This is a genomic window from Nocardia sp. NPDC051321 (assembly GCF_044455225.1).
GTDB lineage: Bacteria > Actinomycetota > Actinomycetes > Mycobacteriales > Mycobacteriaceae > Nocardia.
The window spans coordinates 34,090-52,948 of the sequence record NZ_JBITEM010000019.1; the positions used below are offsets into that span (position 1 = coordinate 34,090).

The following is an 18,859-nucleotide window of genomic DNA, read 5'->3' on the forward strand; positions in this document are numbered from 1 at the left end:
TTGCCGAGCGCCCATGGGGCGGCGTCGTGACCCATCCATGGGGCGACGGCTCGGATACGGCAGCGCCAACGACGATCAACGCCGGGGTCACCCTGGTCGAGGGCTCGACCTTCTGCATCAGCGAGGTCAGCGGCGCGATCAGGGCGAACCGCGCGGCGGGCTTGTTCGTGCGCGACACCAGAGTGCTGTCGCACTGGCGGCTCACCGTCGACGGCATCGAGCCGGAGGCCCTCACCGTGCGTTACGACCAGCCGTACAGCGCGACGCTGCTGGCCCGCAACGCGCCGCGGGCTGGCACCGCCGACAGCACCGCGCTGGTGATCATCGGCAGGCACGTCGGTGACGGCATGCGTGAGGATCTGATGGTGCGCAACCTGTCCGGCGTGCCGCTGGCATGCGCCGTCCGGCTGGAACTGGACGCCGATTTCGCCGACCTCTTCGAGGTCAAGGAGGGGCGCATCGGCCATGACCACGAGGTGGTCACCGCGGCGCGCGCGATGGACGGTGCGATCCAGATCAGTCGCGCCGAGCTCGGCGTGGCGGTGACCGTCAGTGGTACCGGAGCAAGCGCGTCGGGTCGCGAATTGTGCTGGGAGATAAACCTTCCCGGACGCGGTGAATGGTCCGCGTGCATCGAGTACCTGCCCGCGCTCGACGCCGACCCCACGCCGCCGCGCTACCCGTGCGGAACGCCGGTGAACCGCAGCGGGCCCGCGCAACGACTGCGCGAGTGGTACGCGAACTCACCGACCGTGCACACCGAGGACGAAACCCTCGCGTCGGTACTGCAACGCACCCTCACCGATCTCGGCGCGTTGCGCATCTTCGATCCGGACCATCCGGAGCGCGCGGTAGTAGCCGCCGGCGCACCCTGGTTCATGGCGCTGTTCGGCCGCGACTCGCTGCTCACCTCCTGGATGGTGTTGCCGCTCGACCGCAGGTTGGCGGTCGGCACGCTGCAGAGCCTGGCCGACTTGCAAGGGTCGAAAGTGCATGCGGCGACCGAAGAACAGCCGGGCCGGATTCCGCACGAGGTGCGGTTCGGGCGCGCGGCGACGCTGCTGCTCGGCGGCGGCACCGCGTATTACGGCACCGCCGACGCCACCCCGTTGTTCGTGATGCTGCTCGGCGAGCTGTACCGCTGGGGCCTGGACGCGCGGATCCGCGACGAGCTGCTGCCGCACGCGGACCGCGCGCTGGAGTGGATCGAACGCTACGGCGACCTGGACGGCGACGGCTTCGTCGAATACCAGTGCGCCGCCGAGCACGGCCTGGCCAATCAGGGCTGGAAGGACTCCTGGGACGGGGTCAACTTCGCCGACGGCACGCTGCCCGAGGCGCCGATCGCGCTGGCCGAGGTGCAGGGCTATACCTACGCGGCGTATCTCGCCCGCGCCACGCTTGCCGCTGGTACCGGCGACCATCCGGCCGCCGAACGCTGGCGAGCCAAGGCCGCGCAGTTGAAAACCGCGTTCAACGAGGCATTCTGGCTGCCCGATCGCGGCTGGTTCGCGATCGGTCTCGACCGGGACAAGCGGCCGATCGACGCGCTCACCTCCAATATCGGGCACTGCCTGTGGACCGGGATCATCGACGACGACAAGGCAAAGCGGGTCGCCGACCACCTGCTCTCGCCGGAGATGTTCAGCGGCTGGGGGATCCGCACGCTGGCCACGTCAATGGGCGCATACAACCCGGTCAGCTATCACAACGGCTCGGTCTGGCCGCACGACAACGCGATCTGCGCCGCGGGCCTGATGCGCTACGGGTTCACCGAGCACGCGAACCAGGTGGTCACCGCCGTGCTCGACGCCTCGACCCGGTTCGGCTACCGGCTGCCCGAGCTGTTCTGCGGTTTCGACCGCGCCGAATTCGACATTCCCGTGCCCTATCCGACGTCGTGTTCGCCGCAGGCCTGGGCCGCCGCCGCGCCGCTGCTGTTTTTGCGTACGCTGTTGAGACTGGAACCCAGCGTTCCGGAGGGGGTGCTGTCGGTCGCGCCGGTGGTCCCCGCTCGCTACCTGCCGTTGCGGGTCGGCGGGTTGCGCGTCGGCTCGGACGTGCTGTCGGTCACCGTCGACGCGGAGGGCTGGCAGGTCCGCGGTTTGTCCGGTGACCTGCGCCGGACCTAGCGCCGACCGCTAGCCGAACGCACCGCAATATCGCCGATGCGAGCGCTGTTGTAGCTGGTACGCCCCCGGACGAGCCAAACTTGTCGGTGGGTGTGTTTAGCATGACGGCCGGATACGTCTGGACCCGTTTGTCGGTTCACCCGAACACGATCGAGAAGGGACTCACCTGGTGGCGGAACGCCTCACTGTGCGCGGAGCTCGGGAACACAACCTGAAGGGGATCGACCTCGACCTGCCCCGCGACAGTCTCATCGTGTTCACCGGATTGTCCGGCTCCGGCAAGTCGAGCCTGGCCTTCGACACGATCTTCGCCGAGGGACAGCGGCGGTACGTGGAGTCGCTGTCGGCGTACGCGCGGCAGTTCCTCGGGCAGATGGACAAGCCCGACGTCGATTTCATCGAGGGTCTCTCGCCCGCGGTGTCGATCGATCAGAAGTCGACCAACCGCAACCCGCGCTCGACCGTCGGCACCATCACCGAGGTGTACGACTACCTGCGCCTGCTGTACGCGCGGGCGGGCACCCCGCACTGCCCGGTGTGTGGCGAGCTGATCCAGAAGCAGACGCCGCAGCAGATCGTCGATCAGGTGCTCGCCATGGAGGAGGGCATCAAGTTCCAGGTGCTCGCGCCGGTGGTGCGCACCCGCAAGGGCGAGTTCGTCGATCTCTTCGATCAATTGAATTCGCAGGGCTACTCCCGGGTCCGGGTCGACGGCGTGGTGCACCCGCTCACCGATCCGCCGAAGCTGAAGAAGCAGGAGAAGCACGACGTCGAGGTGGTCGTCGACCGCCTGTCGGTCAAGACGAATTCCAAACAGCGCCTCACCGATTCGATCGAGACCGCGCTGCGGCTGGCCGACGGCATCGTGGTGCTGGACTTCGTCGACCGCGACGAGCACGCGCACGACCGGGAGCGCCGCTTCTCCGAGCGGCTGGCCTGCCCGAACGGGCACCCACTCGACATCGAAGATCTGGAACCCCGGTCGTTCTCGTTCAACTCGCCCTACGGCGCCTGCCCGGACTGCTCCGGACTCGGCATTCGCAAAGAGGTCGACCCGGACCTGGTGGTGCCCGACCCGGCGCTCAGCCTGCAGGACGGTGCCATCGCGCCGTGGTCGCGTGGCCAGACCGCGGAGTACTTCACCAGGCTGCTGTCCGGGCTCGCCGAGGCCGTCGGCTTCTCGATGAAGACCCCGTGGGAAGACCTGCCGCTCAAGGCCCGCAAGGCCGTGCTGGAGGGCAGCTCCGACCAGGTGCACGTCTCCTACACCAACCGGTACGGCCGGAAGCGTTCGTACTACGCCGATTTCGAGGGCGTGATGCCGTTCCTGCAGCGGCGCATGGAGAGCACCGAGTCCGAGCAGATGAAGGAGCACTACGACGGGTACATGCGCGACGTGCCGTGCCCGGTCTGCGACGGTGCCCGGCTGCGTCCGGAGATTCTCGCGGTCACCATCAACGCGGGCGGCGACAACAAGTCCATCGCCGAGGTCAGCGACCTGTCCATCGGGGAATGCTCCAAGTTCCTGAACTCGCTCACGCTGGGGGAGCGCGAGGCCGCGATCGCCGGGCAGGTGCTCAAGGAGGTGCAGGCGCGGCTCGGCTTCCTGCTCGACGTCGGCCTGGAATATCTGTCGCTCGGGCGGGCCGCGGCCACCTTGTCCGGCGGTGAGGCGCAGCGCATCCGGCTCGCCACCCAGATCGGTTCCGGACTGGTCGGTGTGCTCTATGTGCTCGACGAACCGTCCATCGGCCTGCATCAGCGGGACAACCGGCGGCTCATCGAAACCCTCACCCGGCTGCGCAATCTCGGCAACACGCTGATCGTCGTCGAACACGACGAGGACACTATCCGCGCCTCGGACTGGGTGGTCGACATCGGCCCGCTGGCCGGCGAGCACGGTGGCCGGGTGGTGCACAGCGGCCCGTACCAGGAGCTGCTCACCGAGCCCGAATCACTCACCGGCGCTTACCTTTCCGGCCGGGAGCGGATCGAGCTGCCGCTGCTCCGCCGGCCGGTGAACAAGAAGCGCCTGCTCACCGTGGTCGGCGCGACCGAGCACAACCTGCGCGGCATCGACGTCGACTTCCCGCTCGGCGTGCTCACCGCGGTCACCGGCGTCTCCGGTTCCGGCAAGTCGACGCTGGTCAACGACATCCTGGCGACCGTGCTTGCGAACAAGCTCAACGGCGCGCGGCAGGTGCCGGGCAGGCACACCAGGATCAAGGGACTCGACGACCTGGACAAGCTGGTCCAGGTGGATCAGTCGCCGATCGGCCGCACCCCGCGTTCCAACCCGGCGACCTACACCGGTGTGTTCGACAAGATCCGCACCCTGTTCGCGTCGACCACCGAGGCTAAGGTGCGCGGCTACCAGCCCGGCCGATTCTCCTTCAACGTCAAGGGCGGTCGTTGCGAGGCGTGCTCCGGTGACGGCACCCTGAAGATCGAGATGAACTTCCTGCCCGACGTGTACGTCCCGTGCGAGGTCTGCCACGGCGCCCGGTACAACCGGGAAACCCTCGAGGTGCACTACAAGGGCAAGACCATTGCCGAGGTCCTCGACATGTCCATCGAGGAGGGTGCCGAGTTCTTCGAGCCGATCAGCTCGATCCACCGTTACCTGAAGACCCTCGTCGACGTCGGCCTCGGCTACGTCCGCCTCGGCCAGAGCGCACCCACCCTGTCCGGTGGCGAAGCCCAGCGCGTCAAGCTCTCCGCCGAACTCCAGAAACGCTCCACCGGCCGCACCGTCTACATCCTCGACGAGCCGACCACCGGCCTGCATTTCGAAGACATCCGCAAGCTCCTGAAGGTCATCAACGGCCTCGTAGACAAGGGCAACACGGTGATCGTCATCGAACACAACCTCGACGTCATCAAAACCGCCGACTGGGTCATCGACATGGGTCCCGAAGGCGGCTCCGGCGGCGGCATGGTCGTGGCGCAGGGAACGCCGGAAGACATTGTCGCCGTAGCGGAAAGCTATACCGGCCAGTTCCTGCGCGAAGCCCTGGAACAAGCGGGTGCGCCACAGGCTGCGAAGAAGTCGCCCGCGAAGAAGGTAGCGAAGGCTCCCGCCAAGAAGGCTCCGGCGAAGAAGGCCGCCGACAAGCCCACCGAGGCGCAAGCCGCCGCGAAAACCGCCACAAAGCGCTTAGCCCGCAAGGCCGCAGCCCTGCGCTGAGCCCTTAGCTCGGAATCCGCACTCTCTCTTGGGATCCGCACCCGGAATAGGGCCCTAAAGCCGGTGCTGCTCCCGAGAAAGAGTGCGGATTTTGCGGGGCGGTCTGGTTCGTCGAAATGCACACACTCGTTGTGTCGTGTGCACACCGTCTGTATAAGCTGCACACTTTCTATACGCGGTGTGCGGCTTCGGGAAACGGTGTGGGCTTCGCTCTACCTGGTGGGTATTCGAAGCATCAACTAAGTGTGCGAAGGAGTTTCGGGTGGGCGGAGGTGTGGTGTTTCGGTAATTGCTTCCGGCGGGGGGCAATTGGGGAAGGGTGGGCCTGCGCTTTTGGTTTTCCCCAGTCGATGGGGCTCGTATCGGCAATGGTGTGTGATTCTATTTGCAAGTGTGAACCTTAAACGTGGAGCTTTGGCTCGTCACCTCATTACAGTTGTAATCGCAATCGTGGCAGCGGGTTTCGTTGCTGTGCCTAGTTCGCTTGCGGAACCGCCGACTGCTCCGTCGCCGCCGGGATCGATGGCGCCTCGGACGCAGCCGGTACCGTTGCAGCCGGATCAGCAGTCGCGGATCTATTTCAAGATTCCGGCTGCCAACGAAATCGTTCGGATGCAGACGCATTTCACGGTTCCGGCGAAGCCGGCACGGGTGGGAACCATGTTCCTGTGGCCAGGTCTCGAGCCTCGTGACGGCGGGCGAAACTACTATCCGATCGGCCTCGGCGTTCTGCAACCGGTGCTTACCTGGGGTGATGCTTGCGCGCCGGTGCAACAGCCGCCGACCTACTCCACCTGGTGGATCTCTGGTCAGTACGTCAATGTTTACTCCAGAGACCCGCAATACGCCGACTGTCACTCGGGGCGTGCGATGTCGGTGAAGGTAGGCGAGGCGCTCGACATGGATATCGCCCTGGATCAAGCGACCGGCGTGTGGACGCAAACCATTACGGGACGGTCGGGTTCGGTGCGCTACTCGATCAACATGCGCGCCCAAGCCCAGAACATGGCCTTGTTCGCGATCGAGCCATGGGATAACGCGCGACTCGCCAACCGGCTCGTCTTCTCCGACACCACCATCACCTTCCGCGACGAAGCCAGGCAAAGCTGCCTCACCCCCGAACTCACCTACACCGGAAACGGCGGAACCATCACCCCGCCGACAACTACCGACGGTCGCCGCTGCCACATCGACACCGCCACAGTGAACCCGCCACGGACTGTGGACTGATCGCACCGCCGTACTCGCGATAGAGCGCCAATTATGTCTGCGGCACAACATATTTGGCCTCTATCGGAAGGTTGGCAACTTTCGTTCGCAAAACTTGGCGCGGAAATCGGAGCGACTGGCCGCAGCTCAGTTCGTTACTGTCTCGCCATGGCAGACTGGGAGACCCGCCGGGCAGAGCTCGCCGACGTCGAGCCGATCGCGGAGTTACGCGCCGTGACGCTGCGGCCAGATCTCGAGCGCCTCGGTCGGTACGACGAACACCGGGTGCGCCAGCGGCTGCGCGACGGGTTCATGGCCGAGCACACGTCGGTGATCGAGGTGGCAGGCGTCTTCGCGGGCTGCATCGCACTGCGACCGGCTGATGACGGGCACTGGCTCGAGCACTTTTACCTGGATCCGCGACTGCAGGGCCAGGGGATCGGCTCGGCTGTGCTGAGCAGAATGCTCGAATCCTGCGATCGCGCGGGGATCGTCGTCCGAGTGGACGTTCTGCAGGGCAGTCCAGCCAAGCGGCTGTACGAGCGGCACGGGTTCACCGTTGTCAGCGAGACCCCCGTGGACATCTTCATGCAGCGGATTCCGCGCGTGACACGGTAGCGGGAAGTCGTTAGGCGGGACGGGACGCGGGTTGGTAGCGTGCGGGGGACCGTGACATCGCGCCAGGAGGTGAGACCCGTGAACGCTGTATCCATGTGGGTGCTCCCTCGCTGCTGCACGGTTGGCGATTGATGTAGGTGTCGCCGGGAGTGCCCGAACATCAAGGCAATCCCGAAAGGCAACACCTATGCGTTTCACTGCGCAGACATCGTCGAACGGTGTCATCGAACGCGACTTCACGGTGGGCGAGGTTCCCGGCGTGCTCTACTCACCGGCTTCGGCCGCTACTCGCGCACCCCTCGTCCTGCTGGCACACAGCGGTGGTCAACACAAGCGAGCGCCCGGAATCGTCGGCCGCGCACACCGATTCGTGACCGAATGCGGTTTCCACGCGGCCGCCATCGACGCACCCGGCCATGGCGACCGACCCCGAACCGCGGCTGACGAGCGACACGTCACCCTCCTCCGGCAGGCGCAGGCGGCGGGCGAGCCGCTCGGCCCGGTTGTCGTGGGAGTCCACATGGACCTGGCCGCGCGCGCCGCGCCGGAATGGCAGGCAACCCTGGACGCGCTGCAGGAACTGCCGGAGATCGGCACCGAAGGCCCGGTCGGCTTCTGGGGGATCATGCAGGGCACCGGGATCGGCATTCCGCTGACCGCGGTAGAACCCAGGATCACCGCCGCGATCTTCGGTTGCCTCGGGCAGGAATCCTTGGCCGAAGCGGCGGCAAAGATCACCGTCCCAATCGAATTCCTCCTCCAATGGGACGACGAACACGTAGACCGCCAGTCCGGCCTCGCACTGTTCGACGCCTTCGCCTCGAAGGAGAAAACACTGCACGCCAACGCGGGAGGGCACGCCTACGTCCCCCGATTCGAGGCCGACAGTGCGGCCCGATTCTTCGCCAGGCATCTCCGGCCGCTCGCAATGCCGTCGGCCTGATGTGCCGCCAACGGCTGTGGCGGTGTCTATAGTTCCGTAAATTACCCTATTGAGATGTGCAATAGGGAAGGTTAGAGTATTTTCTGTGACAGATCGCCTCTACTCAGTGGAACAGGTCGCCGAGCGCCTCGGCCTGCACGTCCGCACGATTCGCAATTACGTGCGGGACGGGCGGCTGAAGGCGGTCCGGATCGGGAAGCAGTATCGGATCGCGGAGGCGGATCTCGAGGCGTTCACCGGGCTGCCGGTGCCTGCGACGGCGCGTGAAACTGCGGGGCGGCAGCGGCACACGGAGGTGTCGAGCATCGTTCAGGTCGAGGCGGTCGGTGCCGAGCTGGCCGACCGCCTGACCACACTGCTGATGGGTGCGGCCAACACGCGGTCGACCGAAGACGAACCGCTGCGGATCGACACGATGTACGACGCGGAGCGGGCCCGCTTGAAAGTGATTGTCCTTGGCGGCCTTGCCGATACGGCTCGACTGTTCGAATACATGGAAGGGGTACTTGCGTCATGACCACGATCTACAAGTCCGAGCGTGGCGCGGACAAGGTCCGGCGGCGCTACGAGGAGTTGCTGCGGGAATGGCCTGTTCCGGCTGAGCACCTGCGGGTGCCGACTCGGGAGGGGGAGACCTTCGTCGTGGTCTCCGGCCCGCAGGACGCGCAGCCGCTGCTGTTGTTGCACGGATCGGGCGCCAACACCGCCATGTGGCGCGGCGAGATCGCCTCCTGGGCACAGCATTTCCGCACCTACGCGATCGATATCATCGGCGAGGCGGGCGCCAGTGCCCCGTCCCGCCCGCCCCTCGACTCCGATCGGCTCGCGCTGTGGCTCGATGATGTGCTGGAATACCTTGGGCTAGAAACCGTTTCGGTCGTCGCGGCCTCCCTTGGTGGTTGGGTGGCGCTGGACTACGCAGTCCGCAGGCCGGGTCGGATAACTCGTCTTGCCCTGCTTTGCCCCAGCGGTATCGGCGCGCAGACAATGGGCTGGCTGCCAAAAGCTTTGTTCCTCCGCCTCTTCGGTCGCCGCGGCGTTCGGCAGACCGCCCGCATCGTGACCGGCCTGGACACGCCACTGACCGAACAGGTGCTCGACGACATAGTGCTCACCTTCACCCAGTACAAGCCGCGCACCGAGCGTCTCCCCATATTCTCCGACGACGCCCTCCGCCACCTGACCATGCCGATGCTGGTAATCGTCGGCGCCCGCGACGTCATGCTCGACTCCGCGGCCACCGCCGACCGAGTCCGCCGCCACGTCCCCGACGCAACAGTGCACGTGCTCCCCGGCGTCGGCCACGCGATCCTCGGACAGTCCGACGAAGTATCGAAGTTCCTCCTCGCCGACCCCCAACCCCACCCGCACTGACCCACCCCCGCGCATGAATAGTCCAGCTGTGCACAAACCGGCTGGCAAGTCTGTGTGCGGCAAGCTAATTCGTGCACGAAGGTCGTTGTAGCGTTATGAGAGTCGGACTCGCGTCGTTGAGTAGGCTGGCGCGGTATCGGAGTTCCTCCTCGATGCCGAGCGCCAGCCCTGTCTGCTGCTGTCCGTCAGTGACCGCGCCCGGCAGCGCATGAATTGTCCAGCTGCGCACGAACTAGCAGGCAAATCCCTACGCAGCGGCGCAGTTCCTGTGCGGCGGACAAAACCGTGCGCGGCAGCCTGGTTGGTGCAAGCGCTGCGTGAGTCGTCACGCGATCTGGCACGTGCAATGCCGCACACGGATTGACCGGCTGAGCGCGAATTCGCTGGTGAACCGTGCGCGGCGGGCCGAACCGTGCGCGGCGCGTTGGCAGCACCCCGGGGCGTCAGGTCAGGGGTGGGCCGAACCAGCGGGTCAGGGCTGTGTGCAGGCGATCCGGGGCGGACTGTTCGGGTGCGTTGGATGCCCATGCGACGTAGCCGTCTGGTCTGATCAGTAGTGCGTCGGCGGGGGCTTTGGCGCTGGTTGCGGGGATGGTGTCGACTCGGTCGCGCCACCCTGCTGCGACTTCGGTGATGGCCGGGTTGTCGGTGAGGGTGAGTAGAACGGGGCGCGCCTTGCGCAGTAGTTCAGCGACTCGCTGTGTCCCGTCGGGGGTTTCGAGGGTGAGGTCGGGGACCATTCGGCCGGAGAGGGGGTGGGGGTCGCCGGTTTCGTAGCGGGTGTCGGAGCCGGACATCAGGCGGGCGATGTAGGCGGTATTTTCGGGCTGTTCCAGCAGTTCGCCGAGCAGTGTGCGCATCGCGGTGACCTCGGGGCCGGGGGCGAAGAGCGCGGTTTGGGCGAGGGAACTCATCATTACGCGGACGCCGACCGGGTGGCGTTCGGCATGGTAGGTGTCCAGCAATCCTGTTGGGGCCCAGCCATTTATCGTCGCGGCCAGCTTCCATCCGAGGTTGGCCGCGTCTTGCAGGCCGAGGTTGAGGCCGGGCCCGCCCATCCCGGAATGCACGTGCGCGGCATCGCCGACGAGGAAGACATTGCCTTCGCGGTACCGCTCGGCCTGTCGCGTGTTCTGATTGTCGATGCGGCGCAACGCATGTGGGCCGGGTCCGTGCGGCGCCTCCATCGGCAGGTCGACGCCGAGCACCCGCCGCACGCTCGCGCGCAGTTCCTCGATGGTCATCGGGGTTTCTTCGGGCACCGGTGCGCCGCCGAACTCCACGCTCGCGATGAGCGGACGACCCGGCTCCAACTCGGCGAAGACGAAACCGCCGCGTTCTAGTCGGTTGTGCCCGAACGGAAGTCGTCCGAACCCGGGAACTTCGATGCCGCCGTCGCCGGTCCGCAACTCGTCCGGCAGCCAGACATGCCCCATCCGCGCGATGCTGTCGGTCGCGGTGTAGCCGGGGAATTCGATGCCGACTTGTTTGCGGACGAAACTCTTACCGCCGTCTGCGCCGATCAGGTATCGAGCACCGAGGTGGTAGTCGCCGTCAGGTCCCGCCACGGTGACGTCGACGCGATCGTCTTGCTGAGTCAAGCCGATGAGTCGATGTCCCCACCTGATATCGACGCCCAGCCCAGCCGTCCACTTCTCCAGTAGCCGAACGAGTTTGGGCTGCGGAAGGCCCAACGCGGCCATCGGATTGTCCGCCAGCTCGGCGAACGACAGCGGCAGCCCGCTGAAGAAGTAGAAGGGCAGCGGCTGCGGCGCACCGGGCGGGCCGCCGAACTCGTGGTAGAGCCCGCGCATGTCGAGCAGCCGAATCACCTGGCCGATAAGGCCGTTCGCCTTCGGCTCAGCGCTGGGCGCGGGTAGTTCGTCCAGCACGATGGCGTGCACTCCGGCCAATGCGAGTTCGCCGGCGAGCATCAGCCCATTCGGTCCGGCACCGGAAATGACTACGTCGACAGAGTTTTCAGGCATGACAAAGACACCCCTTGTTCGATGATGGGTTTTAGTGCGGTGTCAGCGCGGCGGTTCGGGAAGCCCCGCGGCCACCTCGTCGAGGGCGCGCCGGAGCACGGTGGTGATGTGCACCGGCGGGTCCGCGTGGGAGTACACGACAAACGTCGCTTCGACGATGGCTGCGATGGAGCCTGCGACCAGGCGCGGATAGATATCGCGCAGCGGGTCGGTGCCGGTGCGTTCGGCGATCAGCTCGAGCCAATCGTCGGAGATCTCTTTGGAAACGGCGTGCCGCAGCTCCGCCACGGTGAACAGCTTCCGGATCTCGGCCAGTTGCGCCGGACTGGGCAACGCGAACTGTGCTCCGTCGTCCTCGAGCGGCTCAAGCATCGCGGCGGTCAGCGCCGTCCAGAGCGGTTCGTCCGCGGGGCGCTCCCGCAATATCGCGAGGCTGCGCCGAATGCGCACGGACTGCCGGTAGGCGATCGCGTCGTGCTTGCCGGTGAAGTAGTTGTTGAACGTGCGCACCGAAACCCCAGCGCGAGCCGCGATGTCCTCGCGGGTGACGTTCTCCATGCCGCGCTCGAACGCCAGTTCCACTGCGGCGGTACTCAACGCCATGCGGGTGTCGAGCTTCTTGCGTTCGCGCAGTCCGAGCACTTCTTTCTCCGGCATGACGACAGCCTACCGAAAAACGTGCCCGGTGGGCAAAATTTCCCGCCGGGAAAAATTAACGGCAGCGCGGACTCGGCAAAGACCAGGCCAGCGCTGCCGCAAAGTGTTGCGAAGGATCAGTAGACCGGGCCGGTGTACTTCTCACCGGGCCCCTTGCCCGGCTCATCCGGATGCGCCGAGGCCTCCCGGAACGCGCGCTGCAGCGACTGCAATCCCTCGCGAATCGGCCCGGCGTGCGGCCCGAGGTACTCCACCGACGCCGTGACCAGCCCGGCCAGCGCCGTGATCACCCGTCGCGCCTCGTCGAGATCCCGCCGCGTGCTGGTCTCCGGATCCTCGTCCGCGAGCCCGAGCTTCTCCGCCGCCGAACTCATCAGCATCACCGCGGCCCGGCTGATCACCTCGACCGCGGGTATATCGGCCAGTTCGCGCACGGAGTCGTCGAGCTCTTCTGTCATGCTCATCAGGCTAGCGACGCGACCGCCGGCCACCGGCATCGGCCGAGCTCGACGCGCGGACGCCGGGCCGATTCGGCGATAGCCGAACGCAATGTTAGACTTTCCGCTGACGACCGCCCCTGGTTGTGTCTTCTTCCAAGATTTCGAGCCTGGGGCTGATAAGTGGAGCCCGACTCCCACCGTTGCCGACGAGCGATCGTCAGGTCAAACGGTCCGGTCACCCGCCTTCTCGGAGGCGGGTTTCTTGTGCCGGGGTTCTCTTGTGAGAGAACCGCGCGCAAGATCGCACGCGAGGTTTTGGCGTGCGCTGACCGGTCGACTCGGGCCCCGCAGCGGAATACCGCTCCGGGGCTTTTGTGTTGAAAAGGGGTTGCAGTTATTGCGCGCGGTCGTCCTGACGACACCGCTTGACCTAGGAGGCCCCATCAGCACTGAGACCCGCATCAACGATCGCATCCGTGTTCCCGAGGTCCGGCTCATCGGACCCAGCGGCGAGCAGGTTGGGATCGTGCGTGTTGAAGATGCACTACGCGTCGCCATGGAGGCAGATCTCGATCTCGTCGAGGTCGCTCCGGATGCACGTCCGCCGGTCTGCAAGATCATGGACTACGGCAAGTTCAAGTACGAGACGGCGCAGAAGGCGCGCGAGTCTCGGAAGAACCAAGTGCAGACCGTGATCAAGGAGCAGAAGCTCCGCCCGAAGATCGACGACCACGACTACGCGACCAAGAGGGGCCATGTCATGCGCTTCCTCGAGGCCGGGTCGAAGGTCAAGGTCACCATCATGTTCCGTGGACGTGAGCAGTCCAGGCCCGAACTGGGCTACCGACTGCTGCAGCGTCTCGCCGCGGACGTGGCGGACCTGGGGTTCGTCGAAACCTCGGCCAAGCAGGACGGTCGCAACATGACCATGGTCCTCGCGCCCCACAAGGGTGCGAAGACGCGAGTGAAGGCACAGCAGGAGTCCGCAGCTCCGCGGCCGCAGCAGCCCGCTGCGCAGCCGAGCCCCGCGCCCGCTGAGGCCGTCGCCGCAGACAGCACGCCCGCCGCGGCTCCGGCCGAGCAGGCCGACCCGCCGCAGTAATACCGATAAGAGCCGGCGGTCCGTAAGGGCCGCCGGGACGAGACAGATTAGAGGAATCCATGCCGAAGATGAAGAGCCACAGCGGCGCCTCGAAGCGATTCAAGGTGTCGGGCCGAGGCAAGCTGCTTCGCCAGCAGGCGAACCGTCGCCACCTGCTCGAGCACAAGTCGACCCGCCGGACTCGTCGTCTGGATGGCACGGAGGCCGTCGCGTCCGTCGACGTTCCGCGCGTGAAGAGGCTGCTCGGTCTCTGAGAGACCAGTAGCGATTGCTTGCCGGTCGCTCGAAAGAGCCCGTAAGCAAACCGCGTTCCGGATTCCGGACGCCGACCAACTGACAAACTCCGGGTGCCAGCATGCGCCCCCTAGATCGACAAAGGACTGACCCATGGCACGCGTCAAAAGGGCCGTCAACGCTCAGAAGAAGCGTCGTTCCATCCTCGAGGCCTCCAAGGGCTACCGCGGGCAGCGTTCGCGCCTGTACCGCAAGGCCAAGGAACAGCAGCTGCACTCGCTCACCTACGCCTACCGGGACCGCCGGGCGCGCAAGGGTGACTTCCGCAAGCTGTGGATCGCCCGCATCAACGCCGCGGCGCGTCTGAACGACATCACCTACAACCGCTTCATCCAGGGCCTGAAGGCCGCGGGTGTCGAGGTGGATCGCAAGATCCTCGCCGAGCTCGCCGTCTCCGACGCCGACGCGTTCGCCGGTCTCGTCGCGATCGCCAAGGCCGCCCTGCCGCAGGACGTCAACGCGCCTGCCGCGTAAGTCACCGGGTGACAAGCGAATATCTTTCGGAACGACCCGTGGACGCGCTCTCGGAGCGCAATCCACGGGTCGTTTCCGCTGTCAAGCTGCAGCGCGGTGCGCAGCGACGTAAGGCCGGGCGCTTCCTCGCGGAAGGCGCCAATTCGGTTGCCGCCGCGTTGGATACGGGCCGGGTGCAGGAGCTGTTCTACTCCGCCGGTGCCGCGGCCCGCGAGCATGAACTGGTGGCAAGTGCCGCGGGTATGGGCGTGCGCACCACGCTGGTCAGCGATCGTGCCGCTCAGCAGCTCGGCGAAACCGTCACCGCGCCAGGGCTTGTCGCGGTGTGCGAACTGATCGATGTGCCGTTGGCCGACGTGCTCGCGAAAGCGCCTCGGATGCTCGCGGTACCGGTCGAGATGGCCGAACCCGGTAATGCCGGAACCCTCATCCGAGTCGCCGATTCCGTTGGTGCCGATGGGGTAGTGCTGGCCGGTGACTCGGTCGACCCGCACAATGGCAAATGTGTGCGCGCCAGCGCGGGCAGCCTGTTCCACGTCCCGATCGCGCGGCACCGTGACGTCGGCGAAACCCTGGATGCCCTTGCGGCGGAAGGCATCACGATCCTGGCGACCGCCGCGAACGGCGAAGTCGACCTCGATGATGCCGACGGGCTCTTCACCGGACCGGTCGCCTGGCTGTTCGGCAACGAAGCGCACGGACTGGATCCCGCCGTGACGCAACGCGCCGACCACCGCGTCCGCATCCCGATCCGCGGCCGCGCCGAAAGCCTGAACCTGGCCACCGCGGCCGCCATCTGCCTATACGCGAATTCCCGCGTGCGCTACGCAAAGTAAGCCCGCCGCACATCTTCTGATTCCCCGCACGCCGACTCGCCGCCCTAACACGCGTGCGTGTGTCACGAGGTGTGCGTTTGTGGCGGCGGCCGATCAGGTGAGCTCAGTCGTCGAGTTGGGTGAAGTCGTTCAGTAGTTCGAGCGCCCAGGGGGTTGTTACGGCGCCGGGGCCTGCTACTTGGATCGCGCTCAGGACGGTGAGCAGCATGCCGGTGGCCATGAACTCGCGGGCCTCGTGGACCTCGGCGCCGGTGAGCTCGCGGACCAGCTGGTAGATCTTGCCGAAACGGGCGCGGACCTCATTGCCGATCGCCGCCTCCCCGCTTGCCGCGAAGCCGTGCAGGAACAGTTGCAGCATTTCCTTGTCGGCCAGGAAGATGCTGAAGCCATGGCCGAGGGAATGTAGTGCGTCCTCCGGCGTCGCGTCGGGCGCCGCCTCCTCGCGGGCCGCGCGGAATACCTCTTCGATCCGATCGCACACCCGGTGCAGCGCGCTGATGAACAAGTGCTGCTTGGTGCCGAAGAGCCGGATCACGTAGGGCTGCGAAACGCCTGCGCGCCTGGCGATCTCATCGGTGCGGGTGGCCGCGAAGCCGGATTCGGCGAACGCTGAGACGGCGGCTTGCAACACCTGCTCGCCGCGCTCGGAAGCGGTCATCCGGACCCTGGTCGAACTCGACATCGTGCTGCACTCCGTTCGTCCGCCCCGTTGGTATTGACATGTTATCAGTCGATGCATACTCTTCGATTCGTTAGTTATCAGTCAATTACAACTAAGGCTGGATATGACCGAGACCCTCCAACCCGACGCCTCGTCGGCGACCGTCGAGCCCACCACATCGATGAGCGGTCGCGCGCTCGCCGCGGTGCTCGCCGCCGTCGGCATCCCGATGTTCATGGTCACCCTGGACAACCTCGTGGTGACCAACGCGTTGCCGGTGATCCGCACCGAACTGGGCGCGTCCCTGTCCGACCTGCAGTGGTTCATCAACGCCTACACACTGGCCTTCGCCTCGCTGCTGCTCACCGTCTCCGCGATCGGCGACCGGCTCGGCCGCCGCACGGTGTTCCTGACGGGTATCGCGTTGTTCACCGTGGCCTCGGCGGCATGCGCGCTGGCGACTGAGCCGTGGATGCTGATCGCCGCGAGAGTCGTGCAGGGCTTCGGTGGGGCCGCGGTCGCGCCGCTGTCGCTGACCCTGCTGTCGGCGGCGGTGCCGGAACGGATGCGTAGCGCCGCCATCGGAATCTGGGGCGGCATCTTCGGACTCGGCGTCGCGGTCGGTCCGCTCGTCGGTGGCGCCGTAGTCGAGGGGCTGAGCTGGCAGTGGATCTTCTGGCTGAATGTGCCCATCGGCGTCGTGGTCGTGCCGTTCGCGGCTCGAGTGCTGCGCGAGTCCTACGGCGCGACCAGGCGACTCGATCTGCTCGGCCTGGCGTTGTCGGCGAGCGGTGTGCTCGCGGTGGTCTGGGGCGTCATCCACGGCGCCGACGCCGGCTGGACCTCGGCCACCGTGCTCGGCAGCTTCATCGCCGGCGCTGTGCTGCTGACCGGGTTGATCGCGTGGGAACTCAGGACGCCCGATCCGATGCTGCCGCTGCGCCTGTTCCGTTCCCGCGCCTACCGGGTGAGTAACGTCATGAGCTTCACCTTCTCCATGGGCGTTTTCGGCTCGATCTTCCTGCTCGCCCAGTACTTCCAGGTGGTGCAGGGTTACGGCCCGCTGGAAGCGGGCGTCCGCACTATGCCGTGGACGATGGCGCCGATGGTGGTAGCCCCGATCGCGGGCATGCTCGTCGACCGGGTCGGCGCCCGTACCCTGCTGGCCGCCGGTCAGATCCTGCTGACCATCGCGCTCGGCTGGATGGCGGCGATCACCACGGTCGATGTCGGCTTCGGTGCCTTCGTCGGGCCATTCCTGCTGGGCGGCATCGGGATGGGCCTCACCTTCGCGCCCAGTGCAACGGTCATCATGGCCAGCGCCGCGCCCGAAGACCAGGCCATGGCCTCGGGCACCAACAACACCCTGCGTGAAGTGGGCATAGCCATGGGCATCGCCGTGCTCGCGTCCGTATTCGCCTCGCACGGTTCATATCTCAGCCCGCAGGCCTACGTCGACGGCCTGGTGCCCGCGATCTGGGTCGGCGCCGCCATCGTCGCGGTCGGTGCGGTCATCTCGCTGCTGCTGCCCGCCAAGATCACCCAAGTCTGACTCGTCCGGGGGAGTGCGCATCGATGCCAGCCGACTCTGCGGAGGCGGCTGGCATCATGCCGTGAGTGCAGCGGGCACGCTCAGCCGCAGAGGTGGTAGAAGGTGGTTCGTGGGTGTTCTCCCGCGCTCGGGGATCAACCCATGACTGGCCTGGCCGTCGCCGCGATGTCACCGCTGACCCGCAGCGCAATCGGTGTCCCACTGCGGACCGGGGAATCCGAATGAATCGGATATGGCGCATCCAATAGGATTCCACCAGCAGCAATGTGGGTAGGGAACCAGCCGTGCCCGCGAACCGATCCCCAGGGGAGAGTCGAACCATCGTGGCCGACGACAACGACGCAGTCGAGCAAAACGCGACGCTGACCGAGGAGGCACTGGCCGCGGCCGCGACGGCCGCCGAGAAGGCGTTTGCCGCTGCGGCCGACCTGGATGCGCTCGCGGTCGCGAAAACCGAGCACCTCGGTGGCAAGGCGCCGCTGGCGCTGGCGCAGCGTGCGCTTGGCAGCATCCCGAAGACGGAGAAGGCAGACGCCGGTAAACGCGTCAATGTCGCGCGGGCCCGGGTGTCCGAGGCGTTCGAGACGCGGCGCGCGGCGCTGCTCGCCGAGCGGGACGCGGCGGTGCTGGTGGCCGAGGCGATCGACGTGACGCTGCCCGCGCGCAGGCAGCCGTTCGGCGCCAGGCATCCGATCACCGTCATCTCCGAGCAGGTCGCCGATGTGTTCGTCGGGATGGGCTGGGAGGTCGCCGAGGGTCCCGAGGTGGAGACCGAGCACTTCAACTTCGACGCGCTCAACTTCCTGCCCGACCACCCGGCGCGCACCATGCAGGACACCTTCCACATCGCGCCGGAGGGCTCCCGCCAGGTGCTGCGCACCCACACCTCCCCGGTGCAGGTGCGCTCGCTGCTGGCCCGCGAGCTGCCGATCTACGTGGTGTGCCCCGGCCGCACCTTCCGCACCGACGAGCTCGATGCCACGCACACCCCGATCTTCTCCCAGGTGGAGGGGCTGGCCGTGGACAAGGGCCTGACCATGGCACACCTGCGCGGCACCCTGGACGCGTTCGCGCGGGCGCTGTTCGGCCTGGACACCCGAACCAGGATGCGCCCCAACTACTTTCCGTTCACCGAACCCTCCGCCGAGGTCGACGTCTGGTTCCCGGACAAGCGGGGCGGCGCGGGCTGGGTCGAGTGGGGCGGCTGCGGCATGGTGAACCCGAAGGTGTTGATCGCCAGCGGGATCGATCCCGAGGTGTACAGCGGCTTCGCGTTCGGCATGGGCCTCGAGCGGACGCTGCAGTTCCGCAACGGCATCCCGGACATGCGCGACATCGTCGAGGGTGATGTGCGTTTCACGCTGCCCTTCGGCATCCGGTCCTGACCTCACC

General features: G+C 66.4%; 17 protein-coding genes. 13 read left to right on the forward strand and 4 right to left on the reverse strand.

What is annotated here, in order from left to right:
• Window positions 1-26: 26 nt before the first annotated feature.
• The 7 genes from ACIA8C_RS36920 (at window position 27) to ACIA8C_RS36950 (ending at window position 9,463) form a co-directional block, all read left to right on the forward strand.
• Window positions 27-2,132, forward strand: coding sequence for a glycogen debranching N-terminal domain-containing protein (locus tag ACIA8C_RS36920; RefSeq protein ID WP_397143001.1), 2,106 nt, complete (start codon window positions 27-29; stop codon window positions 2,130-2,132).
• 169 nt (window positions 2,133-2,301) lie between these two features.
• Window positions 2,302-5,319, forward strand: coding sequence for an excinuclease ABC subunit UvrA (uvrA, locus tag ACIA8C_RS36925; protein WP_397143002.1), 3,018 nt, complete (start codon window positions 2,302-2,304; stop codon window positions 5,317-5,319).
• A gap of 522 nt (window positions 5,320-5,841) precedes the next feature.
• Complete coding sequence (locus ACIA8C_RS36930) at window positions 5,842-6,549, forward strand: hypothetical protein (RefSeq protein ID WP_397143004.1); 708 nt, start codon at window positions 5,842-5,844, stop codon at window positions 6,547-6,549.
• A gap of 147 nt (window positions 6,550-6,696) precedes the next feature.
• Window positions 6,697-7,146 (forward strand): GNAT family N-acetyltransferase, encoded by a 450-nt coding sequence (locus ACIA8C_RS36935; RefSeq protein ID WP_397143006.1) that lies wholly within the window; start codon window positions 6,697-6,699, stop codon window positions 7,144-7,146.
• Window positions 7,147-7,333: 187 nt separating this feature from the next.
• Complete coding sequence (locus tag ACIA8C_RS36940; RefSeq protein ID WP_397143008.1) at window positions 7,334-8,089, forward strand: alpha/beta hydrolase family protein; 756 nt, start codon at window positions 7,334-7,336, stop codon at window positions 8,087-8,089.
• Window positions 8,090-8,174: 85 nt separating this feature from the next.
• Window positions 8,175-8,606, forward strand: a complete 432-nt coding sequence (locus tag ACIA8C_RS36945) for a helix-turn-helix domain-containing protein (protein ID WP_397143010.1) — start codon at window positions 8,175-8,177, stop codon at window positions 8,604-8,606.
• On the forward strand, window positions 8,603-9,463 hold the full coding sequence (locus tag ACIA8C_RS36950) for an alpha/beta fold hydrolase (protein ID WP_397143012.1): 861 nt from the start codon (window positions 8,603-8,605) through the stop codon (window positions 9,461-9,463). The genes ACIA8C_RS36945 and ACIA8C_RS36950 overlap by 4 nt, the downstream gene beginning before the upstream one ends.
• 443 nt (window positions 9,464-9,906) lie before the next feature.
• Here ACIA8C_RS36950 and ACIA8C_RS36955 read toward each other — a convergent pair whose 3' ends face one another.
• The 3 genes from ACIA8C_RS36955 to ACIA8C_RS36965 all read right to left on the reverse strand — a co-directional run bounded on the left by ACIA8C_RS36955 (window position 9,907) and on the right by ACIA8C_RS36965 (window position 12,566).
• Window positions 9,907-11,451 (reverse strand): FAD-dependent monooxygenase, encoded by a 1,545-nt coding sequence (locus ACIA8C_RS36955; protein ID WP_397143014.1) that lies wholly within the window; start codon window positions 11,449-11,451, stop codon window positions 9,907-9,909.
• A gap of 42 nt (window positions 11,452-11,493) precedes the next feature.
• Complete coding sequence (locus tag ACIA8C_RS36960) at window positions 11,494-12,108, reverse strand: TetR/AcrR family transcriptional regulator (RefSeq protein ID WP_397143016.1); 615 nt, start codon at window positions 12,106-12,108, stop codon at window positions 11,494-11,496.
• A 116-nt stretch (window positions 12,109-12,224) separates the two neighbouring features.
• The gene (locus ACIA8C_RS36965) at window positions 12,225-12,566 is read right to left on the reverse strand and encodes a DUF1844 domain-containing protein (protein WP_397143018.1); all 342 of its coding nucleotides are present in this window, start codon (window positions 12,564-12,566) and stop codon (window positions 12,225-12,227) included.
• A 370-nt stretch (window positions 12,567-12,936) separates the two neighbouring features.
• On the opposite strand from ACIA8C_RS36965, the gene infC reads away from it, so the two are divergent.
• The 4 genes from infC (at window position 12,937) to ACIA8C_RS36985 (ending at window position 15,254) form a co-directional block, all read left to right on the forward strand.
• Complete coding sequence (gene infC / locus ACIA8C_RS36970; protein WP_396990047.1) at window positions 12,937-13,650, forward strand: translation initiation factor IF-3; 714 nt, start codon at window positions 12,937-12,939, stop codon at window positions 13,648-13,650.
• 59 nt (window positions 13,651-13,709) lie between these two features.
• Entirely contained in the window at window positions 13,710-13,904 is a 195-nt protein-coding gene (gene rpmI, locus ACIA8C_RS36975) for a 50S ribosomal protein L35 (RefSeq protein ID WP_040689021.1), read from the forward strand.
• Between the two features lie 133 nt (window positions 13,905-14,037).
• Window positions 14,038-14,418: a 50S ribosomal protein L20 gene (gene rplT / locus ACIA8C_RS36980; protein WP_396990048.1), complete on the forward strand. Its 381-nt coding sequence runs from the start codon at window positions 14,038-14,040 to the stop codon at window positions 14,416-14,418.
• 38 nt (window positions 14,419-14,456) lie between these two features.
• Window positions 14,457-15,254, forward strand: a complete 798-nt coding sequence (locus ACIA8C_RS36985; RefSeq protein WP_397143020.1) for a TrmH family RNA methyltransferase — start codon at window positions 14,457-14,459, stop codon at window positions 15,252-15,254.
• A gap of 103 nt (window positions 15,255-15,357) precedes the next feature.
• Here the strand turns inward: ACIA8C_RS36985 and ACIA8C_RS36990 are convergent, their stop codons facing one another.
• Complete coding sequence (locus tag ACIA8C_RS36990) at window positions 15,358-15,912, reverse strand: TetR/AcrR family transcriptional regulator (protein WP_397143022.1); 555 nt, start codon at window positions 15,910-15,912, stop codon at window positions 15,358-15,360.
• Between the two features lie 127 nt (window positions 15,913-16,039).
• Here ACIA8C_RS36990 and ACIA8C_RS36995 point away from each other — a divergent pair, with 127 nt between their 5' ends.
• Entirely contained in the window at window positions 16,040-17,467 is a 1,428-nt protein-coding gene (locus tag ACIA8C_RS36995) for an MFS transporter (RefSeq protein ID WP_397143024.1), read from the forward strand.
• Between the two features lie 323 nt (window positions 17,468-17,790).
• Window positions 17,791-18,852 (forward strand): phenylalanine--tRNA ligase subunit alpha, encoded by a 1,062-nt coding sequence (pheS, locus tag ACIA8C_RS37000; RefSeq protein WP_397143232.1) that lies wholly within the window; start codon window positions 17,791-17,793, stop codon window positions 18,850-18,852.
• The last annotated feature ends 7 nt before the right edge of the window (window positions 18,853-18,859 follow it).

Coding starts and splice junctions, on each gene's coding strand:
- ACIA8C_RS36995 (WP_397143024.1), top strand. CDS start 16,040: ATGACCGAGACCCTCCAACCCGACGCCTCGTCGGCGACCGTCGAGCCC.
- ACIA8C_RS36940 (WP_397143008.1), top strand. CDS start 7,334: ATGCGTTTCACTGCGCAGACATCGTCGAACGGTGTCATCGAACGCGAC.
- ACIA8C_RS36930 (WP_397143004.1), top strand. CDS start 5,842: ATGGCGCCTCGGACGCAGCCGGTACCGTTGCAGCCGGATCAGCAGTCG.
- ACIA8C_RS36950 (WP_397143012.1), top strand. CDS start 8,603: ATGACCACGATCTACAAGTCCGAGCGTGGCGCGGACAAGGTCCGGCGG.
- ACIA8C_RS36965 (WP_397143018.1), bottom strand. CDS start 12,566: ATGACAGAAGAGCTCGACGACTCCGTGCGCGAACTGGCCGATATACCC.
- rpmI (WP_040689021.1), top strand. CDS start 13,710: ATGCCGAAGATGAAGAGCCACAGCGGCGCCTCGAAGCGATTCAAGGTG.
- rplT (WP_396990048.1), top strand. CDS start 14,038: ATGGCACGCGTCAAAAGGGCCGTCAACGCTCAGAAGAAGCGTCGTTCC.
- ACIA8C_RS36960 (WP_397143016.1), bottom strand. CDS start 12,108: ATGCCGGAGAAAGAAGTGCTCGGACTGCGCGAACGCAAGAAGCTCGAC.
- ACIA8C_RS36990 (WP_397143022.1), bottom strand. CDS start 15,912: ATGACCGCTTCCGAGCGCGGCGAGCAGGTGTTGCAAGCCGCCGTCTCA.
- ACIA8C_RS36955 (WP_397143014.1), bottom strand. CDS start 11,451: ATGCCTGAAAACTCTGTCGACGTAGTCATTTCCGGTGCCGGACCGAAT.
- ACIA8C_RS36935 (WP_397143006.1), top strand. CDS start 6,697: ATGGCAGACTGGGAGACCCGCCGGGCAGAGCTCGCCGACGTCGAGCCG.